Source organism: Nocardia sp. NPDC051756 (assembly GCF_040681495.1).
Taxonomy (GTDB): Bacteria; Actinomycetota; Actinomycetes; order Mycobacteriales; family Mycobacteriaceae; genus Nocardia.
Window position 1 is genome coordinate 718,357 of the sequence record NZ_JBFAYV010000004.1, and the last position, 18,517, is coordinate 736,873.

The 18,517-nt window shown below is 65.4% G+C and carries 17 protein-coding genes; 9 read left to right on the forward strand and 8 right to left on the reverse strand.

All coding sequences use genetic code 11. The annotated features are described in order from the left end of the window. Positions 1–2 precede the first annotated feature (2 nt). Positions 3–1,778, forward strand: coding sequence for a glyoxylate carboligase (gene gcl, locus AB0M22_RS20290; protein WP_364728673.1), 1,776 nt, complete (start codon positions 3–5; stop codon positions 1,776–1,778). Between the two features lie 6 nt (positions 1,779–1,784). Then, on the forward strand, positions 1,785–2,951 hold the full coding sequence (locus AB0M22_RS20295; protein WP_364728675.1) for a glycerate kinase: 1,167 nt from the start codon (positions 1,785–1,787) through the stop codon (positions 2,949–2,951). A gap of 469 nt (positions 2,952–3,420) precedes the next feature. Here AB0M22_RS20295 and AB0M22_RS20300 read toward each other — a convergent pair whose 3' ends face one another. Next, complete coding sequence (locus AB0M22_RS20300; protein WP_364728677.1) at positions 3,421–4,158, reverse strand: IclR family transcriptional regulator; 738 nt, start codon at positions 4,156–4,158, stop codon at positions 3,421–3,423. A 91-nt stretch (positions 4,159–4,249) separates the two neighbouring features. Between AB0M22_RS20300 and AB0M22_RS20305 the strand changes: the two genes are divergently transcribed. From AB0M22_RS20305 to AB0M22_RS20320, 4 genes are all read left to right on the forward strand, one after another. Further along, positions 4,250–5,416: an aminotransferase class V-fold PLP-dependent enzyme gene (locus tag AB0M22_RS20305; RefSeq protein WP_364728679.1), complete on the forward strand. Its 1,167-nt coding sequence runs from the start codon at positions 4,250–4,252 to the stop codon at positions 5,414–5,416. A 260-nt stretch (positions 5,417–5,676) separates the two neighbouring features. Next, on the forward strand, positions 5,677–7,068 hold the full coding sequence (locus AB0M22_RS20310; RefSeq protein ID WP_364728682.1) for an MFS transporter: 1,392 nt from the start codon (positions 5,677–5,679) through the stop codon (positions 7,066–7,068). Between the two features lie 75 nt (positions 7,069–7,143). Next, the gene (locus AB0M22_RS20315; protein WP_364728685.1) at positions 7,144–10,083 is read left to right on the forward strand and encodes an FAD-linked oxidase C-terminal domain-containing protein; all 2,940 of its coding nucleotides are present in this window, start codon (positions 7,144–7,146) and stop codon (positions 10,081–10,083) included. Between the two features lie 7 nt (positions 10,084–10,090). Next, complete coding sequence (locus AB0M22_RS20320; protein ID WP_364728688.1) at positions 10,091–10,891, forward strand: fumarylacetoacetate hydrolase family protein; 801 nt, start codon at positions 10,091–10,093, stop codon at positions 10,889–10,891. A 2-nt stretch (positions 10,892–10,893) separates the two neighbouring features. On the opposite strand, the gene AB0M22_RS20325 is transcribed toward AB0M22_RS20320, so the two are convergent. Further along, complete coding sequence (locus AB0M22_RS20325; RefSeq protein WP_364728691.1) at positions 10,894–11,385, reverse strand: HAD domain-containing protein; 492 nt, start codon at positions 11,383–11,385, stop codon at positions 10,894–10,896. 136 nt (positions 11,386–11,521) lie between these two features. Between AB0M22_RS20325 and AB0M22_RS20330 the strand changes: the two genes are divergently transcribed. Beyond that, positions 11,522–12,490 carry a transcriptional regulator gene (locus AB0M22_RS20330; protein ID WP_364728694.1) on the forward strand — a complete coding sequence of 323 codons (969 nt, stop codon included), beginning with the start codon at positions 11,522–11,524 and terminating at the stop codon, positions 12,488–12,490. Positions 12,491–12,497: 7 nt separating this feature from the next. Here the strand turns inward: AB0M22_RS20330 and AB0M22_RS20335 are convergent, their stop codons facing one another. The 3 genes from AB0M22_RS20335 to acpM form a co-directional block, all read right to left on the reverse strand. Next, entirely contained in the window at positions 12,498–13,193 is a 696-nt protein-coding gene (locus tag AB0M22_RS20335) for a DUF2993 domain-containing protein (RefSeq protein ID WP_364728697.1), read from the reverse strand. Between the two features lie 147 nt (positions 13,194–13,340). After that, the gene (locus AB0M22_RS20340; RefSeq protein WP_364728700.1) at positions 13,341–13,760 is read right to left on the reverse strand and encodes an SRPBCC domain-containing protein; all 420 of its coding nucleotides are present in this window, start codon (positions 13,758–13,760) and stop codon (positions 13,341–13,343) included. Positions 13,761–13,820: 60 nt separating this feature from the next. Next, positions 13,821–14,126, reverse strand: a complete 306-nt coding sequence (gene acpM / locus AB0M22_RS20345; RefSeq protein ID WP_364728703.1) for a meromycolate extension acyl carrier protein AcpM — start codon at positions 14,124–14,126, stop codon at positions 13,821–13,823. A gap of 158 nt (positions 14,127–14,284) precedes the next feature. On the opposite strand from acpM, the gene AB0M22_RS20350 reads away from it, so the two are divergent. Then, on the forward strand, positions 14,285–15,166 hold the full coding sequence (locus AB0M22_RS20350; RefSeq protein WP_364728706.1) for a MerR family transcriptional regulator: 882 nt from the start codon (positions 14,285–14,287) through the stop codon (positions 15,164–15,166). 43 nt (positions 15,167–15,209) lie between these two features. On the opposite strand, the gene AB0M22_RS20355 is transcribed toward AB0M22_RS20350, so the two are convergent. Both AB0M22_RS20355 and AB0M22_RS20360 read right to left on the reverse strand, forming a co-directional pair. After that, the gene (locus AB0M22_RS20355; RefSeq protein WP_364728710.1) at positions 15,210–15,584 is read right to left on the reverse strand and encodes a hypothetical protein; all 375 of its coding nucleotides are present in this window, start codon (positions 15,582–15,584) and stop codon (positions 15,210–15,212) included. Positions 15,585–15,773: 189 nt separating this feature from the next. Further along, on the reverse strand, positions 15,774–16,418 hold the full coding sequence (locus AB0M22_RS20360; RefSeq protein WP_364728713.1) for an alpha/beta hydrolase: 645 nt from the start codon (positions 16,416–16,418) through the stop codon (positions 15,774–15,776). A gap of 261 nt (positions 16,419–16,679) precedes the next feature. On the opposite strand from AB0M22_RS20360, the gene AB0M22_RS20365 reads away from it, so the two are divergent. Next, entirely contained in the window at positions 16,680–17,192 is a 513-nt protein-coding gene (locus tag AB0M22_RS20365; protein ID WP_364728716.1) for a hypothetical protein, read from the forward strand. Positions 17,193–17,267: 75 nt separating this feature from the next. Here AB0M22_RS20365 and AB0M22_RS20370 read toward each other — a convergent pair whose 3' ends face one another. Next, a complete protein-coding gene (locus AB0M22_RS20370) occupies positions 17,268–18,392 on the reverse strand; it encodes a serine hydrolase domain-containing protein (protein WP_364728719.1) in 1,125 nt (374 codons plus the stop codon). Positions 18,393–18,517: the final 125 nt, after the last annotated feature.

An 18,517-nucleotide genomic window follows, 5' to 3' on the forward strand; every position in this document is an offset into this window, starting at 1 on the left:
CGATGGCACGGATGCGTACCGCGGACGCCGCGGTGTTGATTCTCGAAAAAGAGGGCGCGACACAGGCGTTCGGGTTGCCCGGGGCGGCGATCAATCCGTTCTACAGCGCGATGCGCGCGCACGGCGGGATCAAGCATGTGCTGGCTCGTCACGTCGAGGCTGCCTCGCATATGGCTGAGGGCTATACCCGTGCTGCCGCCGGCAATATCGGCGTGTGCGTTGGGACTTCGGGTCCGGCCGGTACCGACATGATCACCGGGTTGTACTCGGCGAGTGCGGATTCCATTCCGATCCTGTGTATCACCGGGCAAGCGCCGGTGGCCAAGTTGCACAAGGAGGATTTCCAGGCTGTCGATATCGCGTCTATCGCTGGGCCGGTTGCCAAGTGGGCGGTGACTGTACTGGAACCGGCGCAGGTGCCGGGCACCTTTCAGAAGGCGTTCCAGTTGATGCGTGAGGGTCGGCCGGGGCCGGTGTTGATCGACTTGCCGATCGATGTGCAGCTCGCCGAAATCGAGTTCGACATCGATACTTACGAGCCGTTGCAGGTGCATCGGCCCGCTGCGACGCGGGCACAGGCGGAGAAGGCCATTGCCATGCTGAACGCGGCCGAGCGCCCGCTCATCGTGGCGGGCGGTGGCATCGTCAACGCCGACGCCGCGAGTCTGTTGGTCGAATTCGCCGAGCTGACCGGTGTTCCCGTGGTGCCGACGCTGATGGGCTGGGGCACGATTCCCGACGATCACCCGCTGTATGCGGGCATGGTCGGGCTACAGACTTCGCATCCCTATGGCAACGCCACGATGTTGGAGTCCGATTTCGTCCTCGGCATCGGTAACCGGTGGGCCAATCGCCACACAGGTGGGGTTGAGACTTACACCAAGGACCGCACTTTCGTGCACGTCGACATCGAGCCGACCCAGATCGGACGCGTCTTCGCCCCTGATTTCGGCATCACCTCCGACGCTGGTGCGGCGCTGAAGGTGTTCATCGAGGCTGCTCGCGAGCTGTCGGCGGCAGGAAAACTGGCCGACCGCAGCGATTGGGCCGGGCAGGTGCGGGCGCGAAAGCAGCTGAGTCAGCGCAAGACTCACTTCGACAATGTGCCGATCAAGCCGCAGCGGGTTTACGAGGAAATGAACCGGGCCTTCGGCCCGGATACCCGCTATGTCAGCACCATCGGCCTCTCGCAGATCCAGGCCGCGCAGATGCTGCACGTCTACCGCCCGCGCCACTGGATCAATGCGGGACAGGCAGGTCCGCTGGGCTGGACTTTGCCCGCGGCGCTCGGCGTCGCCACGGCCGACCCGGACGCCACCGTGGTCGCGCTGTCCGGTGACTACGACTTCCAGTTCCTCATCGAGGAATTGGCCGTCGGCGCCCAGTTCGGCATCCCGTATATCCATGTGCTGGTGAACAACTCGTACCTCGGCCTGATCCGTCAAGCCCAACGAGCGTTCAGCATGGACTATTACGTGCAGCTCGACTTCGACAACATCAACAGCCCCGAAGTCGGCGGGTACGGTGTCGACCACGTCAAGGTCGTCGAAGGACTGGGCTGCAAGGCAATCCGAGTCTTCGAACCGGACGGCATCGGCCCCGCACTGGAGGACGCGAAGAAGCTGCTCGCCGAACACCGGGTCCCGGTGGTTGTCGAATGCATCCTCGAACGCGTCACCAACGTGTCCATGGGCTTGGAGATCGACAACATCGTCGAATTCGAGGAACTGGCCCAAACCGCCGCGGACGCCCCCACCGCGACCGCCCTGCTGGACTGAGGAGCAATGACCCGAGTCCTCATCGCACCCGACAAGTTCAAGGGTTCGATGACCGCCGCCCAGGTCGGCGCCGCCGTCGCGGCCGGTATTCGACAGGTCCTGCCGCATGCCTCGATCACCGTCGTACCTGTCGCGGACGGCGGCGACGGCACCGTCGCCGCCGCGCTGGCCGCCGGTTTCGAGGCAATACCGGTAGTCGCCGCCGGACCAACCGGAGAACCGGTCGACACCATATACGCCCGGCGCGACGACCTCGCCGTCATCGAACTGGCCGACGTGTCCGGCCTCCTCCGCCTACCCAGCGGCAAATTCGCCCCGATGTCGGCAACCAGCCGGGGGACCGGAGAGGTGATCGCGGCGGCGGTAGGCGCAGGCTGCCGCCGCATCGTGCTCGGCATCGGCGGCAGCGCAGGCACCGACGGCGGCGCAGGACTAGTGCGCGCCCTCGGAGCCCGCCTACTCGACGCCGACGGAGCCGAAATCGCCGACGGCGGTGCGGCTTTGACCGAAGTAGCAACGATAGACCTGACCGCACTACACAAACGAATGGCGGACATCGATATCACCGTCGCCTGCGATGTAGACAACCCACTCACCGGACCCCGCGGTGCGGCAACCGTTTACGGCCCACAGAAGGGTGCAGACGAGACCCAGGTGTCCGCTCTCGACACCGCACTAACCCACTGGGCCGACGTAGTCGCGACAACCACAGGCGCCGATCGCCGAGACACAGCGGGCGCAGGCGCAGCCGGAGGAGTCGGCTTCGCCGCCGTCGCAATCCTCAACGGCACATTAGCCCCAGGCATCGAATTGGTCCTGGACCTGGCCGGTTTCGCCCACCACCTGACCGGCACAGACCTAGTAGTAACCGGCGAAGGCACCCTCGACGCCCAAACCTTGCACGGCAAAGCCCCCACCGGCGTCGCCACCGCAGCCCAAGCCGCAGGCATCCCAGTGATCGCAGTCTGCGGCCGAAACACCCTGCCCAAAACCCGATTACAGTCCGCCGGCTTCACCGCCGCCTACTCACTATCAGAGATCGAACCCGACATAAACCGCTGCTTCACCGAAGGAGAAGACCTACTAAAACGCCTAGGCACTCACATAGCCGAGCACCACCTACCCCAGACACCTATCGCCACAGAACCACCAGCAAAGCACGCAACTCACTGAACCCCACCCACTTCCCCTCCCCACCTGCCTCCGACGCACCCCCGGTCCTGTCCCCTCGGTGTGCGAGGGTGTCTCAACCGGGACCTGACGGAGCGTCCACTCGACATCCACCTCAGCCTGGTCCCACTCGGCGTGCGGTAGTGCTCCGAGCGGGACTTGTCGGAGTGTCCATTCGACATGTGCCGCTGCGTGGTCCCGCTCGGTGTGCGGTGGTGCCTGGAACGGGACCTGCCAGAGTGCCCACTCGGCATCTGCTGCCCCGCCGACCCCACGCGGCGCGCGGCGGTGCCCCGAACGGGACTTGATGGGGGCTATTCGGCATCCACCTCAGCGTGGTCCCATTCGGCGCGGATTTGTGCGGGCACGTGGCAGCCGCACCACTTCTGATTTCCCGCACAGCGACTTGCCGACCTGACACGCGTGCGGATGTCAGAAGGTGTGCGGCTGTGGTGGGCGAGGGTTCGGGGCGCTAGCCGAGGCGGGCGGTGAGGGTGGTTGCGGCGGCGTTTACTGCTGCGCCGAATACTGGCTCGGTTTGTTCGGTCAGCCGGCTGAAGGGGACGTTCACGCTGAGGCTTGCCACCGGTTTCCCGTTGTCTCCCAGGACAACTGCGGCGACTGCGCCTACGTCGGAGCGCCACTCGCCGCGGTTGACGGCGTAGCCGGTTTCTCGGATCACGGCCAGTTCGGCGCGCAGTTCGTCCGGGTCGGTGACGGTGGTGTCGGTGTAGCGGGGGAGTTCGGCGGCGAGCAGTTGCCGGACGAACTCCGGATTGCTGTGTGCGAGAACTGCTTTCCCGTTGGCGGAGGCGTGCATGGGGAGTGAGTGGCCGAGTGCCATGTTGGTGCGGACCGGTTTGTCGGTCTCCAGCCGCTCGATCAGCACCATCTTGCTGTCCTCGGGCACGGTCAGGTGGATGGTCTCCTCGGTCTGTCGCCGCAGGTTCTCCATGATCGGCAGGGCGACGCCGCGCAGCCCGAGATCTCCGCCGGCGCGACTGCCGACGGCCAGCGCCTTCGTGGTCAACACCCATCGCGTCACCTCGCCGGACGCGGGCCGAATCCATCCGGCCTCATCGAGGGTGACCAGCGCCCGCTGCACCGAACTCTTGGGCATCTCCAGCACCCGCGCCAGCTCGCCGACGCCGATCGGCTGCCGCGCCGCGACCTCCTCCAGCACGCGGAGCGTATTCAGAACGTTTCGCAAGGTATTGACTCCTTCATCACACATCCCTACCCTTGCTGCACCTTTTCACGGCACAGTGTGCCATATCACGGCACGGAATGGAACCGATGTAATGACCGCTCACAGTGGACGGCATTTCCTGCAAATCCCCGGCCCGACCAACGTCCCGGACCGCGTCCTGCGCGCCATCGCGCAACCGACCATCGACCACCGCGGACCCGACTTCGCCGAACTCGCCCTGGACCTGCGCGAACGGGTGAAACCGGTGTTCGGCACCGGCGGCCCGGTCGTCATCTACCCGTCGTCCGGCACCGGCGCGTGGGAGGCGGCGCTGGTCAACACGCTCTCGCCCGGCGATCGCGTGCTCGCCTTCGAAACCGGCCACTTCGCCAGCCTGTGGCGCGACATGGCGCAACGTCTCGGCCTGGTCGTCGACTTCGTGCCCGGTGATTGGCGCCGAGGCGTCGATGCCACGGTCGTCGCCGAGCGGCTCGCCGCCGACAAAGGCCACAGCATCGCGGCGGTGATGGTCGTACACAACGAGACCTCGACCGGCGTCACCAGCCGCATCCCGGAGATCCGGGCCGCCATCGACGAGGCCGATCACCCCGCGCTGCTGCTGGTGGACACGATCTCCTCGCTGGGTTCCATCGACTATCGGCACGACGACTGGGGTGTCGACGTCACCGTGGGCTGCTCGCAGAAGGGGCTGATGCTGCCACCGGGCTTGGGCTTCAACGCAATCAGCGACAAGGCGCTCGCGCTCGCACCGACGGCCCGGCTGACCAAGTCCTACTGGGATTGGACGCCGATCCTTGACGCCAACGAGCACGGTTTCTACCCGTACACCCCTGCCACCAACCTCCTCTACGGCCTCCGCGAAGCGTTGCAGCTCCTCGAGGAAGAGGGATTGCGCAACGTCTTCGCCCGGCACAACCGGCACGCCGCGGCCACCAGGGCGGCCGTCCGCGGCTGGGGCCTCGAGGTGCTGTGCGTCAACGAGCGCGAGTACTCCGGTTCGCTGACCGCCGTGCTGCTCGGCGCGGAACACGACGCGGACAAGGTGCGCCGAATTATCCTGGACCGCTTCGACATGTCGCTCGGCACCGGCCTCGGCAAGCTGTCCGGGCGGGTGTTCCGGATCGGACATCTCGGCGACCTCAACGACCTGACCCTCGCCGGCACCCTCTCCGGCGTGCAGATGGGTCTCGAACTCGCCGGCGTGAGCGTCGACCCCACCGGTCTGCAAGCCGCGCTGTCGGTGTTACGCGCCGAGTGAAAAGCCTTCCGGTGCAACCGGATACAGCCCATTCCAACTGAATTCGATCGCTCACCGCTGGGCAAGTCGTCAGCCCCCGCCCGTCAACGGCGTTGGGCCGCAATGACAGATCCGCCAGATCGGCGCTTCACCGCGATACCGGCCTCCTGATCTCGACCCCTCGATGCTCCGCCCCGAGTGACTCTCCCGATGCTCCGCCACGAGCCGGGATCCGCAATACGCCGACGCTTTCCGTCGGCCACCTACGAGGAGGTAGGTCGTTGTCCGAGCGAACTTCCCCAGTCCGGCGCCTGTCCGAAATGAAGCGGTGGACCTATATCTTGCCGGTCGTCGTCTTCATCTATGTCATCTGTTATATCGACCGAACCAACATCAGTTTCGCGCTGCCGCATCTCGAAGCCGATATGGGGCTCAGCAAAGCCGAGCAGGGTCTGGCGAGCGGCATCTTCTTCTGGGGTTACCTGCTGTTGCAGATTCCCGGCGGCTATATGGCCGAAAGGTGGAGTGCCAGACAGTGGATCGCCATTCTGATGGTGTTGTGGAGTATTGCGGCGATGGCGCAGGGCTTCACCAATTCCGTCGGTCAATTGTTGATCGCCCGTTTCCTGCTGGGCGTGGCGGAAGGTGGCGTACAACCGGCGTTGATGGCCACCATCCGGTCGTGGTTCCCGTTCGCGGAAAGGGGTAGGGCCTACGCGATTTTCAAGCTCTACACCCCGATCGCGGCGATTGTGGCCGCGCCGTTCTCCGGCATTCTGCTGACCTACACGGACTGGCGATGGATGTTCATCATCCAGGGCGGGGCACCGCTCATCGTCGGGCTCGCGGCCTGGCTGGCGGTGGTGCGCGATACGCCGGCCAAGGCCGGTTGGCTGTCGACGGCCGAACGCGACTACATCGAGCAGGCCCGGGTCGCGGAAGGGGAACCACTGCAGCATCGCGGTACGTTCAAGGCGGCCTTCACCAGCAAGATCGTGTGGCACTTCGCGCTTATCTACACCTTGACGCAGATGGGTTTGCTCGGCCTCACGCTGTGGCTGCCCAGCGTATTGAAGAAGGCCTTCCACACCGACCTGAAGGTGGGTTTCGTCGCGATACTGCCGCAGATCGCCGCGGGCGTCGCGATCATTCTGATCGGCAGATCGGCAGACAAACGCGGCGGGCACATCGCACACATGGCGCTGGTCCTCGGCTCGGCGGCGATTATTCTCGGCGGCGCGAGTTTGATCTCGCCGGATCAGAAGTGGCTGGTTCTCGGGGCGATGATCCTGGGTACGGCAGCGTCGATCGCCTGGTACGGACCGTTCTGGGCAACGGTCACCAAGCTTGTTCCGGTCGCGGCCGCCGGGGCGGGATTGGGTCTCATCAATGGTGTCGGCAATCTCGGCAGCTTCTTCGGCCCCTATATCGGTGGCTGGCTCAGCGACCTCAGCGGCGGCGGGTACGCGCTTACTCAAGCGTTCTTCGGTGGGGTTTTCGCTACCGCGGGGCTGCTGGTCCTGACGTTGCGTAAGAAGATGCGCGAGGCGACGTCGGCGGTCGAACCGGCCCCGGATCCGAAACCGGTACCGGCGGAGGGACAACCGGTGGTCATCTCGAAATCGGTGAAGGCGGATGCGCATCCGGTGACGGACCCCGCACCCCTCGTCTAACCGCTGTGGCGGCCGATTCGCTGGTCGGATCGGCCGCCGCACCTATCGGAATTGCCAAGGATCAGAAGGACTCTCATGAACATATCCACGAGCGACCCCGATCTATCGACCGTCGCCACCCGTCTGGAAGACGCACTCCGCGCGACGATGGACGGCGAGGTCGCCTTCGACGACTACAGCCGGCACATCTTCTCCCGCGACGCGAGCATGTACTCGATAACTCCACTGGGCGTTGCCTTTCCGCGGCACGCGGACGATGTCGCCGCGGCGGTGCGGGCCGCCGGTGAACACGGCGTGCCGATCGTGGCACGCGGAGCCGGAACGAGCCTGGCCGGACAGACCGTCGGTCCTGGCCTGGTACTGGACCTTTCGCGGTACATGAATCGGATCTTGGAGATCGATCCCGAGGCGCGCACCGCGCTGGTAGAGATCGGCGTGGTGCAGGACCAGCTCAACCAAGCCGCGGCCGCGCACGGGCTGATGTTCGGACCGGACACCTCGACCAGCAACCGGGCCACCATCGGCGGGATGATCGGAAACAACTCCGCGGGAAGCGGTTCCAGGACCTACGGCATGACGATCGATCATGTGCGGGCCCTGGATGTGGTGCTCTCCGATGGATCGCGCGCCCGGTTGGAACCCGTCGACGAGATCGAACGGAAACGGCGGGCGACAGCGCAAACGCTGGAAGGACGCATCTACCAAGCACTTCCGGAGTTGGTCATCGCCGAGGAAGCAGCCATCAAGGCGGGGATGCCGACGTTCTGGCGGCGCGCCTGCGGCTACCGGCTCGACCGGCTGATGGGCTTCGGCGCGGACAAGCCGTTCGATCTGGCGAAGTTCGTGGTCGGCGCGGAGGGCACGCTGGTGGTCGCCACGCACGCGCTGGTCGACCTGGTGCCCAAGCCGGCTCGCACGGTATATGCGGTGGGGCACTTCACCGATACGGTGAGCGCGATCGCGGCGACCGCGGACGCGTTGAGTTGCGAACCGCATCAGGTCGAGTTGATGGACCGGACGATCCTGGAATTGTCCCGGCAGAAGATCGAATACGCCGAGCTCGGCAACATCCTGGTCGGCGATCCTGGTGCGCTGCTTTTCGTTTCGTTCAGCGGGGACGACGAGGCGCGGCTGGTCGCCGATCTGGACCGGCTCGAGCTGCTGTGGCGGCAGAACGGGCATGGCTATCACACGCTGCGGGCGATCACCTCCGCTGATCAGGCCGCGCTGCTCAAGGTGCGCAAGTCCAGCCTCGGGCTGCTGATGGCCGCGGGGGAGGGTACGCGGCGGCCGCTCGCGTTCGTGGAGGACACGGCCGTCGATCCGGCGCATCTGGCCGAATACACCAAGCGGTTCAAGGAGATTCTGGACGAGCACGAGCTGGAGGCCGGGTTCTACGGGCACTGCTCGGTCGGCTGCCTGCACATTCGCCCGTTCGTCGACCTGACCGAGCCGAGCGAGGTGATCAAGATGCGTACGGTCGCCGAAGCGGTCAAGGATCTGGTCGCCGAGTACGGCGGGGTGAACTCCAGCGAACACGGAGACGGTCTCGCGCGCAGCGAGTTCAACCGGGAGATCTTCGGCGATGAACTGTACGAGGCGATGCGAAAGGTCAAGCGGCTCTTCGACCCCGACAACATCATGAACCCGGGCAAGATCGTCGACGCGCCGCCGATGACCGACAACCTGCGCGACCGTGACGCACTGCCGCCCGCACCGCCGTTGACGACGGCGTTGACGTTCGAGGTGGTCGGCGGAATGCGGGGCGCGGCGGATCGGTGCATGAATATCGGGTTGTGCCGCAAGTCGACCTCAGGGGTGATGTGCCCGTCGTACATCGCGACCAAGAACGAGGAGCACGCCACGCGCGGCCGGGCGAATGCGCTGGTGAAGGCGTTGTCCGAGCCGGATCCGCATGCTGCGCTCGGTGGTGAGCGATTGCACGAGATCCTCGATCTGTGCTTGATGTGCAAGGCGTGCAAGAGCGAGTGCCCGATGAGTGTGGATATGGCGTCGCTCAAGGCCGAGACGCTCTCGCATCATCATGAGATCCACGGAACGCCGTTGCGCTCGAGGGCTTTCGGCTCGATTCGGCTGCTCAATCGGATCGGCTCGGCGACGGCTCCGTTGTCTAATCTGCCGGGGCGCAATGGATTCGCGCGTCGGATGATGGACCGTACGCTAGGCATCACTGCCGCTCGTCCGCTTCCGGTGTTTCAACGAGTCAACCTGCTTCGCTGGTTCCGTCGTCGCGACGTGACAGTGGGCCAGGCGCCACTCGGCACGGTCAACTGGCTTGCCGACTCGTTCACCACGTTCACCGAGCCGCATATCGGCGCTGCGGCAATCGAATTGCTGGAGCGTTCCGGTTGGCGGGTCGAGCTGGCGAGCGGCGGATGCTGTGGGCGGTCGAGCATGTCCAAGGGGCTGCTCGATGATGCGAAGAAGAAGGCTTCGACGCTGGTCCGGTCGCTGTCCGAGGACACCGAGCCCGGCTCGCCCATCGTCGGTTGTGAGCCTTCATGTCTGTTCATGCTGCGCGACGAACATGTTGCGCTGCTGCCGGATTCGACGTCCGTGCGTGCGATCGCGGAGCGGGTCAGGCAGGTGGAGGAGTTGCTTGTCGAAGCGATCGACGCGAGGCGGTTGACGCTGCGCGCGGATTCTCCACTCGCGGGTCGACGCATCGTGTTCCACGGTCATTGCCATCAAAAGGCCGAGGTCGGCACGGCGGCAACCATGGCCCTGCTGCGCCGGATTCCGGGCGTGGAGGTCGTGGAGATCGACTCCGGATGCTGCGGAATGGCAGGCTCGTTCGGTTTCGAGTCCGAGCACTACGAGATGTCGATGACCGTCGGCGGCGACCGGCTCTTCCCGACCCTCGCCGCGGAACCGGAAGACACCATCGTCGCCGCGACCGGCGTGTCCTGCCGTCAGCAGATCTTCCACGGCGCGGGTCGCACCGCGTGGCATCCCGTCGAGCTGGTGCGCGAGGCACTGGCCGGACCCGAATAGGAGAGCTATGCGTATCGTCCGCTACTCACTCGACGGACGGACCGGGTGCGGTGCGTTGGTCGGCGATGTCGTGCACGACCTGCTCGACGTGGAACTCGGAGCGGTGGTGGGAAGACTCTCGGAACTAACGCTTCTCGCACCGTGCGAGCCCCGCACGATCGTCTGCGCGGGCAGCAACTACGCCGGGCAGATCATCGAGAAGAGCAGACCCTGGCCGCAGCAGCCCTCGCTGTTCCTGAAGTCCCCCAACGCAATCACCGGCGTGGATGCTCCGATCCTCCGTCCAGCGGAGGTGGAGCGCCTGGAGTACGAGGGTGAACTGGCCGTCGTCATCGGCCGGACCGCCCAAAACGTATCCGCCGACCGCGCAACAGATTTCATCCTCGGCTATACCTGCGCCAACGACGTCACCGCCGACGACTGGCGCGCCGACGGACAGTGGACCCGCGCCAAAAGCGCAGACACCTTCTGCCCCTTGGGCCCCTGGATCGAAACCGACATCCCCGACCCCTCCGCCCTGCGCATCACCACCCGCCTAGCCGGCCAAGTCGTCCAATCCGCCCTCACCTCGGAAATGGTCTTCGGAGTAGGAGATCTACTGGCCTACGTAACCCGCTGGATCACCCTCCAACCCGGCGACGTCCTCCTGACCGGCAGCCCCTCCGGCGTCGGACCGATGACCCCCGGTGACACCGTCGAAGTCGAAATCACCGGCATCGGCACCCTCCGCAACACCGTCACGGACCGAAGCGACCGTGCCCGGCCATCCGGCAGCCGCACCTCCGCCCAGACGGGAGCCCGCCCATAGCTTCAGAGCCTTCGGAACCATTCCGCCAGAACGGCGAAGTCCTCGTCGTCGAGGCCACGGAAGGCTTCCACATGGTGGAGCAGAGCCGGGCCCGCTTGGGTCGACGCAACCCAGTCCCGATCGGACTCGGTGATCTCGTCGTCGACCCAGGCGAACGGGCGTCCGGCGGCCCAGTCCACCAAAGCCCGGGTCTTCCAGCACAATCCGAACCACTGGTCCTCGAGCAGATGTTCGTCGGACGGATCGGGCCAGGCGACCACGGGGAGCTGTGGCAGCCCGATCCGTGGCGCGATCTCTGTATTCGCGTCGTCTTCCCAAGTCGTGGCCCAGACCAGCGTGCAAGGCAGTGCCATCAACCGGAGTCCGACATTCGGGCGCAATCGCGCCAAGTGCCCGGCGGGGCCGGGTGGTTCGGGGCGCGTGCCTGCACCGAAGGGAAGTAGCGGCCCGTCGACATCGAGGAAGAGCAGCGGACGCTCTTCGTGATCGGTCACCGGTCGAACGATATCGGCCCGCGGCTCTGCGTGCCGTACTGTGCGCGAACCGGCTCGATGGGCATCGTGCGTCATGATCGTCGTTCGGATGGGGTAGCGGACAGGTTGTGTCCCCTTCTCCAGGCAGTATGGGGTTATGCCGAAAACTTCCGCGCGACTGCTTGCGTTGCTCTCGCTGCTCCAGGCGCGGCGGGACTGGCCGGGTGCGCTGCTGGCCGAGCGATTGGATATCAGCCCGCGTACCGTGCGGCGCGATGTCGATCGGCTGCGTGAGCTGGGGTATCCGATCGCGGCCGTCAAAGGGCCGGACGGCGGGTATCGGCTCGAAGCCGGAACCGCGCTGCCGCCGTTGCTGTTCGATGACGAGCAGGCCGTTGCGCTCGCGGTCGCCTTGCAGATCGCCAGCACCGCCGGCGCCGGCATCGAGGAGGGCGCGGCGCGGGCGCTGAACACCGTTCGACAGGTCATGCCTGCACGGTTGCGCCGCCGGATCGAAATCGTCCAGGTGACCGCCGTCGAGCAGTCGAATCCGCAGGTCGACAGCGATGTGCTGATGACGCTCAGCGCCGCCGTGCACGCCGGTGAAGTGCTGCGTTTCGACTACGCCGCATCGGCTGGAGACGTGCCGCCGCGCCGAGTAGAGCCGCACCATCTCGTCACCTGGGGCGGGCGTTGGTACCTCGTCGCCTGGGACCTCGATCGTGCGGACTGGCGCACTTTCCGCGCCGATCGGATAACGCCCCGGATTCCCACCGGTCCTCGATTCACCCCGCGTGACCTGCCCGGCGGTGACGTAACCGCGTTCGTCGCCAGCAGGTTTCGCGGTTCCGATAACTCGGTCGATTGGCCCTGCCGAGGCGAGGTGATCCTCGACCTCCCCGCCTCCGTCGTGGCCGGCTACACCCACGACGGAGTCGTCGAGGAGGTCACCCCGAACCGCTGCCGACTCATCCTCGGCTCATGGTCCTGGCCCAGCCTGGCCGCCGCCATCGGCAGATTCGACGCCGACATCGAGGTCGTCGGCCCACCCGACCTGGCCGCCGCCTTCGCCCACCTGTCCCGCCGCTACGCCGACGCAGCCCGCACACCGCCGGCCCGCGCGTAAGTCGACCTCACTTCAAATCGGAGAACCGCACGTCATGGGCCACAGCGGTGACATGAAGACCATCGGGCCCCGGCTGAATCGACGTCAGCCGCGCTCCGAGCGGCAACCGCTGCAACGGCACGGTGAAGGTGAGCGTCTGCCGCAGCATCGCCAGCGAAATCGTCGGCCCACCAGCCGCAGACTGGACCGAAACCGGCGTGACCTCGATACCGTCCTCGACCGGCGCGACGGTGACGACGACCGTCCCCGGCACCGGGATACCCTCCATCGAGAATGTCCCGGTAACCCGCAGCCCGTCCGGAGCATCCGACATGGACTCCACTCCCGACGGCGCGAATCCCCGCACGGTGTCGTACGGAACCACGGCGGTCGCCGCCGCCGTAGCCGCGACCAGGTTCGATGTGCGGTTGTTGAGCAGATCGCTCAGCGGCGCGGACACATCGGTCAACTTCACATCGAGGTTGTGCACCGTGACCTTCTGCTCGCTCCAATCACCGACCCGAATATCGATATCGCGGTACTTGCCGTCGGCCGCCTGGGTCAAAAACGGAAACCCGCGAATCTCAACACTCGGCCGCTGCGCCAACTGATAGTCCGCCGCGATCTTGCGCCCGATCTCGTTCTGCGCCATCACCACAGCAACCCGATCGCCCACCACCAGCGCAATCGCCAGCACAACGACCAATATCAACAATGCACGCATACACTCACCAGCTCAGCCATCCCCCCATCATGCTGCGAAACGCCGCCAACCGGTGCCCACGACCCGAAGTCACTCCGGTCAGCGGGGCTCGGGACCACCGATGCCGCCGCCCCCGACGTGCGACAGTGGGCGTCTCTCGTGATCGGTTCAGTGGTGGATGACCTCACCGAGCCGCGGCAGGACGAGCCGCTTCCATCTGCGCTCCATGGCGTTGCGCGTCATCTTCTGCCGTCGGTCTCGGATGTCAAAACCTGTCTGCGTCAACAGAAGTCGTGTGCCATTGCCCTGTGGCCGCATCGTCCAGTCGACCACCCACCGAGCGGGAGCCTGTGAATAGATCCAGCTGTAGGTCAACTGCGCACACCGCTGGGCAGCCAGCACTTCGCAGGCGATTTCATCGCTCGAGGAGGTCGGGGTGGTGAATCGAAATCGGGTCCCGACGGAGGCGGTGAATCCGGTCGGCCGAAGCAACCACCGCTCCAAGAGGTCCGGCTCCGTCAACGCGCGCCATACCGTTTCCGGCGGCCGCGGAAAGAAGGTGCCGAGCTCGACGGCGGCGGGATCCAACCGTGCGTCAGCAATCACCGGCGCACCATTTCGCCGCGGACGGTAGCCAGGTCAGCAGGCTCAACTCTCCTGGCCTTCCTTGAATTTCGCCTCCATCTCCGCCGCGAGCAAAGGCTTTTCGGCCTCCATCTTCTGGACATAGGCGACCGCGTCACCGAGGGTTCTCAGGCTCGCCAGGTCTTCGTCAGGGATTTTCACGCTGTACTTGTCCTCGAGTTGTACAGCGATCTCCACCAGGGACAACGAATCGATATCCAGGTCGTCGACGAAGGATTTATCGATCGTCACCTCGGCGGCCTCGATGCCGGTCACCTCCTCGATGATCTCCGTGATGCCGGCGACGATCTCTTCCTGCGTGGTTGCCACGAATCTCCCTTGCTCGATGTGTTTGCGTTGCGTGCCTGCCGAACTCGTCGCATGAGTCCGATCGGCTATGCGATTACGCTAGGAGCTCCACCGGGGTGGAGGTTCAACAAGTTGTGACAGGTGACACACAGGCGAGTGCGCTGATAAGCATCGGAAAGTTGTCGCGCAGCACCGGGATCGCGGTGCGCACGATTCGGTTCTATTGCGATGAAGGCATTCTGGAGTCCCACCGCAGCGCGGGCGGGCATCGGATGTTCGACGCCGACAGCGCCATTGAAAGGCTGCTGCTGGTCCGGCGATTGCGTGCGCTCGGCCTGGGGCTGGGCTCGATCACCGATGTGTTGCACGGAGATCGGTCTATCGCTGAGGTCGTCGCCGCCGAAAGTGGGCGGCTCGACATCGAGTTCAGGGCGCTGGCCTGGCGGCGGGCGTCACTGCGGGCAGTCGAGACAGCTGCCCCGCCGCAACGGGCCGAGCGACTCGCGTTGCTGGCTGCCGCGCAGGACGGTGCTGCCGCACACGAATGCCTCGTGCGATTCTGGCGACGCGTCCTCGCGCCGATACCTCGGTGCGACACCGACGGCTGGGTGGGCTGGAATGTCCCGGAGCCGCCCGTTGACCCATCCGTCGTCGAGGTCGTCGCGTATGCCGAGTTGGCTGCCCTGGTCGCCGATCCCGGAATGAACAGTGCTGTGCGACAGCAATTCTGGCGAAGTCAGCCGAGTCTGATCCGCGACGGGCGACGACTGTACGCCGACATGGCCGACGTAATGGCGGACGTGGTGCCACTTGTCTCGGCAGGTGTGCGGCCGCGCGACGGCAGTGAACTCGACAGATTCGTCAACGCTCATGCCAATGCTCGCGGAGAACGTGATTCCCCACGTTTCCGCAAGCAATTGCTGACCAACGCGACCGACACCGACCATCGAATTCACCGTTACTGGTCGCTGACCGGGCAATTGCTCAGAACTCGCGTCACCGTAGGTCAAGCCCACAACTGGGTGTACAACGCGTTGGTCCGAGCCACTCCGGGACGGTGAACGCTTCGGTGACGCTGTGGGCGGGGTGCAGGGTGGCCGGGGATCAGGGCTCCCGACCACAGCGAACTCGGGATTGTGAGGTGAAGCGGTCGAATGTGTTGTGGCTCGGCGCAACTCGATCGACCGGATCATCAAAGGTACGGGAGTTAGGCGTCGGTTGGGTTGAGACCGGGGTTGCGTTCGGTGCTGGAACAGCGCCGGTGGGGGACAGGTCGTCCGGCGCGGGGGTGGGGGGTTTGGGGCCGCGGGCGAGGACGTAGATCAGCACGCCGACCATCACTCCGAAACCGACCCACATCGGATGCTGCCAGCCGTCGACGAAGGATTGCTGAGCTGCGTGGATCAAGGATGGTGATCGGGCGTCGGCGGCGAGAGCATTGGCGACACCTTGGCGCTTGTCAGTACCTGCACCGCGCATCCATTGACCTTGGGCGGTAACAGGTCTGACCGCTCGGTGCGAGTCTCGACTAGAGCCCGAGGAGGAACTCGTTGACCACCTTGGCGAACCCGCTCGGATCGTTCGCATAGATGAAGTGGTCGGTGTCGAGTTCGACCATGCGGGTGTTCGGTCGGCGTTCGATCATGGCTTCGGCCTGGTCCTGCGGGATCACGCCCTGGGTGGCGCGGATGAGCAGTGCAGTGCGGGGCAGGTGCTGGTCAGCCAGTCGGCCCAATGATCGCCGTGCACTTGGTCTTCGGAGTCCACGATGTCGCTGGGATGGAACGGCAGGCTCCAGCTGCCGTCGGCGCGCTCGCGGACCAGACCGCCGAACATGGCGGCCATCGGGCCCAAGCCGTCGACCAGTTCGTGCCGGGTCGGCGCCTCGTAGCGCAGGGACAGCACGAACTGGAGTGGGTTCTGGCCGTCGAGGCCGAAGCTGACCGCGCCGTCGGCGTCGATGAACGCCTCGACCCGCTCGGGATAACGGGCGGCGAACTGGTAGGCGTTGATGCCGCCGAGTGAATGGCCCAGCAGCACAACATGTTCCAGACCGAGGTGGTCGAGCAGGGCGGCGATGTCGGCGAGGTAGCCGGCCCGGGAGTAGTCGGCTGCGCGATCGGAGAACCCGTGTCCGCGTTGGTCGAGCCCGATCAGCCGTGAGCCGGGGGTAAGCCGCTCGGCGATTCCGCGGAAACTCTCGGCGTCGGACATGTGGCCGTGCAGCGCGAGCACAGGGCGTCCGGTGCCGCCGAAGTCCAGGTAGGACAGGTTGCGACCGTCGATGGCGAAAGTGGCGCGGGTGGTGGTCATTTCGGTCTCCTTCAGTTGCTGACAAGAAGAACCTAACTCGATTGAGACAAATGTGCAAGACATTTGTTCAAGACGGTTGTGCTCGCGATTGGGCTCGGCGTGCGTGCAGGCATAACCCCTGGTGAAGTGGGTTGCCTGAGTTGAGGGCGTGGAACCACCGAGCCCCGCCCAGTAGGAATACTCATGACCCGATCCGACATCCGGCGAACACTCGAAGCCGCAAGCAAGACCGAGCACGGGAGGGGAGCAACGATGAGTGGGATGCGCAGGTGGGCCGTGGCGACCGCGACGGCGATTCTGATAGTTCAGGTAGTGGACATCCTGGCCCGGTTCCTCGTAGAACCAGGCTGGATCTTCGCCTTCCTGTTCTTCCTCGGCGCACCGCTTTGGCTGGTGAGCTTCGCTCTGCTGGGCTGGATGGCACGCGGAATGTTCTTGTCCACCAGCGCTTTCGCCGCCGCGACCAAGGTTCGCCAGTCCATTGTCCTGACCCTGCTGTGGACATACCTGCTCGGTCTGACGACTTTCTGCTGGTTCATGTCCGACGGCGGCGACGCCGACGACTGGCAATCACCCGCCGGCCTCCTCCTCGGCGTCGACGGCTACAACAGCCACACCCCCGACTACCTGAACCAAGCACAAGCCCTCGCCATGCCCGCCCTGGCCCTGGCCTTCCTCGCCCTCTTCGCCGCAACGATCGTCTACGCAACAATCAGCACCCCTGCCGAAACGGCTGAACCCGCGGTCCCCGTCGACCCGGAGACCGCGCGATGAACGGCACCGCAGTGCCGACGGTTGGTCCAGCACGTCGAGAAGCCGCACGGCCGGCCCGGCACCAAGAGGAGATGCTCACCCACACAGTGCGTGGCTGAGCATTCCGCCGAGATCTGCGTCAGCCACCGTGCCGGTGTAGGAATAGGTGACTGCTCGGCCGGAGGATGTTGCGCCGGAGACGGTGGTGAAACCGGGGACTCCGCCTACATTGCCGACGAACTGTGCGCCGCAAGGTAGTTGGGAGTAGCCGACGCCTAGGCCGTAGGACATGCCGTCACCGTTACCCATGTCGACACCGTCGAGCATCTGCCGCAGTTGAGTTTGTGGCAGCACCTGTCCGGCCAGCAGTGCGGTGAAGAAGCGGTTCAGGTCGGCACCGGTGCTGACCAACGCGCCCGATGTCCACGGCATGGATGGCTCGATCCGCGTCTGGTCCGTCACGCTGCCGTCGGCGGTCGCATAGCCGTTCGGGTGAGGGTCGCGCAGGCCGGTTTCGCCGGTGGCGGGTAGGTAGGTGTCGGAAAGGGCCAGCGGAGTGAGGATTCGGTCGCGTAGCTCATCGGCGTACCGGTGTCCGGTCACCGCCTCGATCAACATGCCGGCGACGAGGTAGTTGATGTTGGCGTACTCGAATCGGGCGCCAGGTGCGAACGTTGCCGGATGCTGTAAGGCGAGGGCGACCTCTTGCGCGGGGGTGTAGGTGCGCCCGGCGCGTGCCGCCTCGTACTCGTTCAATCCCTCTGGTTCGACCGGCTCGGGCAGCCCGCTTCGATGACCCAGGATCTGGCGGACCGTGATGACCCGTCCGTCGATGCCGTCGCCCACGAGCAGACCGGGCAGGTAGGTGTCGATCGACCGGTCGAGGTCGATCCGCTGTTCGGCCGCCAGTTGCAGCACGATTGCGGCTGTGAAAGTCTTTGTGACACTGCCGATTCGGACATACTCCGGACGATCGGTGCGGATCGGGGTTCGGGCAGCGGCATCGGCGAGACCGGAGGTCAGGACGGTCGTGTCACCGTTGCCGGTGAGCGTCGCAAGCGCGCCGACCGCGCCGGAACGGATCAACGTGTCGAGATCACCCATCACGTCCGCCCGGGCACCATCCGACGGTCGCGCGGCGGCCTCGACCGGGTCCGCCGCACAGCCGGCCAACAGCGCCGCCGCCGCACAGATCGAGAGAGCAAAGGCTGGAATACGCATGACCCGACGGTAAGAACCCCGGCCCGGCAATCACATTGGACTGCGGTACTACCGCCCATCGCACTGGAGTACCAGACGGCACTGAACGGCATACCATCAGCTCCGTCCATCGATCGAATACCGCG

What these genes read in the sequence shown, in the direction of transcription:
- gcl (WP_364728673.1), top strand. Translation starts at nt 3, where the DNA reads ATGGCACGGATGCGTACCGCGGACGCCGCGGTGTTGATTCTCGAAAAA.
- AB0M22_RS20295 (WP_364728675.1), top strand. Translation starts at nt 1,785, where the DNA reads ATGACCCGAGTCCTCATCGCACCCGACAAGTTCAAGGGTTCGATGACC.
- AB0M22_RS20305 (WP_364728679.1), top strand. Translation starts at nt 4,250, where the DNA reads ATGACCGCTCACAGTGGACGGCATTTCCTGCAAATCCCCGGCCCGACC.
- AB0M22_RS20315 (WP_364728685.1), top strand. Translation starts at nt 7,144, where the DNA reads ATGAACATATCCACGAGCGACCCCGATCTATCGACCGTCGCCACCCGT.
- AB0M22_RS20320 (WP_364728688.1), top strand. Translation starts at nt 10,091, where the DNA reads ATGCGTATCGTCCGCTACTCACTCGACGGACGGACCGGGTGCGGTGCG.
- AB0M22_RS20330 (WP_364728694.1), top strand. Translation starts at nt 11,522, where the DNA reads ATGCCGAAAACTTCCGCGCGACTGCTTGCGTTGCTCTCGCTGCTCCAG.
- AB0M22_RS20335 (WP_364728697.1), bottom strand. Translation starts at nt 13,193, where the DNA reads ATGCGTGCATTGTTGATATTGGTCGTTGTGCTGGCGATTGCGCTGGTG.
- AB0M22_RS20355 (WP_364728710.1), bottom strand. Translation starts at nt 15,584, where the DNA reads ATGCGCGGTGCAGGTACTGACAAGCGCCAAGGTGTCGCCAATGCTCTC.
- AB0M22_RS20360 (WP_364728713.1), bottom strand. Translation starts at nt 16,418, where the DNA reads ATGACCACCACCCGCGCCACTTTCGCCATCGACGGTCGCAACCTGTCC.
- AB0M22_RS20365 (WP_364728716.1), top strand. Translation starts at nt 16,680, where the DNA reads ATGCGCAGGTGGGCCGTGGCGACCGCGACGGCGATTCTGATAGTTCAG.
- AB0M22_RS20370 (WP_364728719.1), bottom strand. Translation starts at nt 18,392, where the DNA reads ATGCGTATTCCAGCCTTTGCTCTCTCGATCTGTGCGGCGGCGGCGCTG.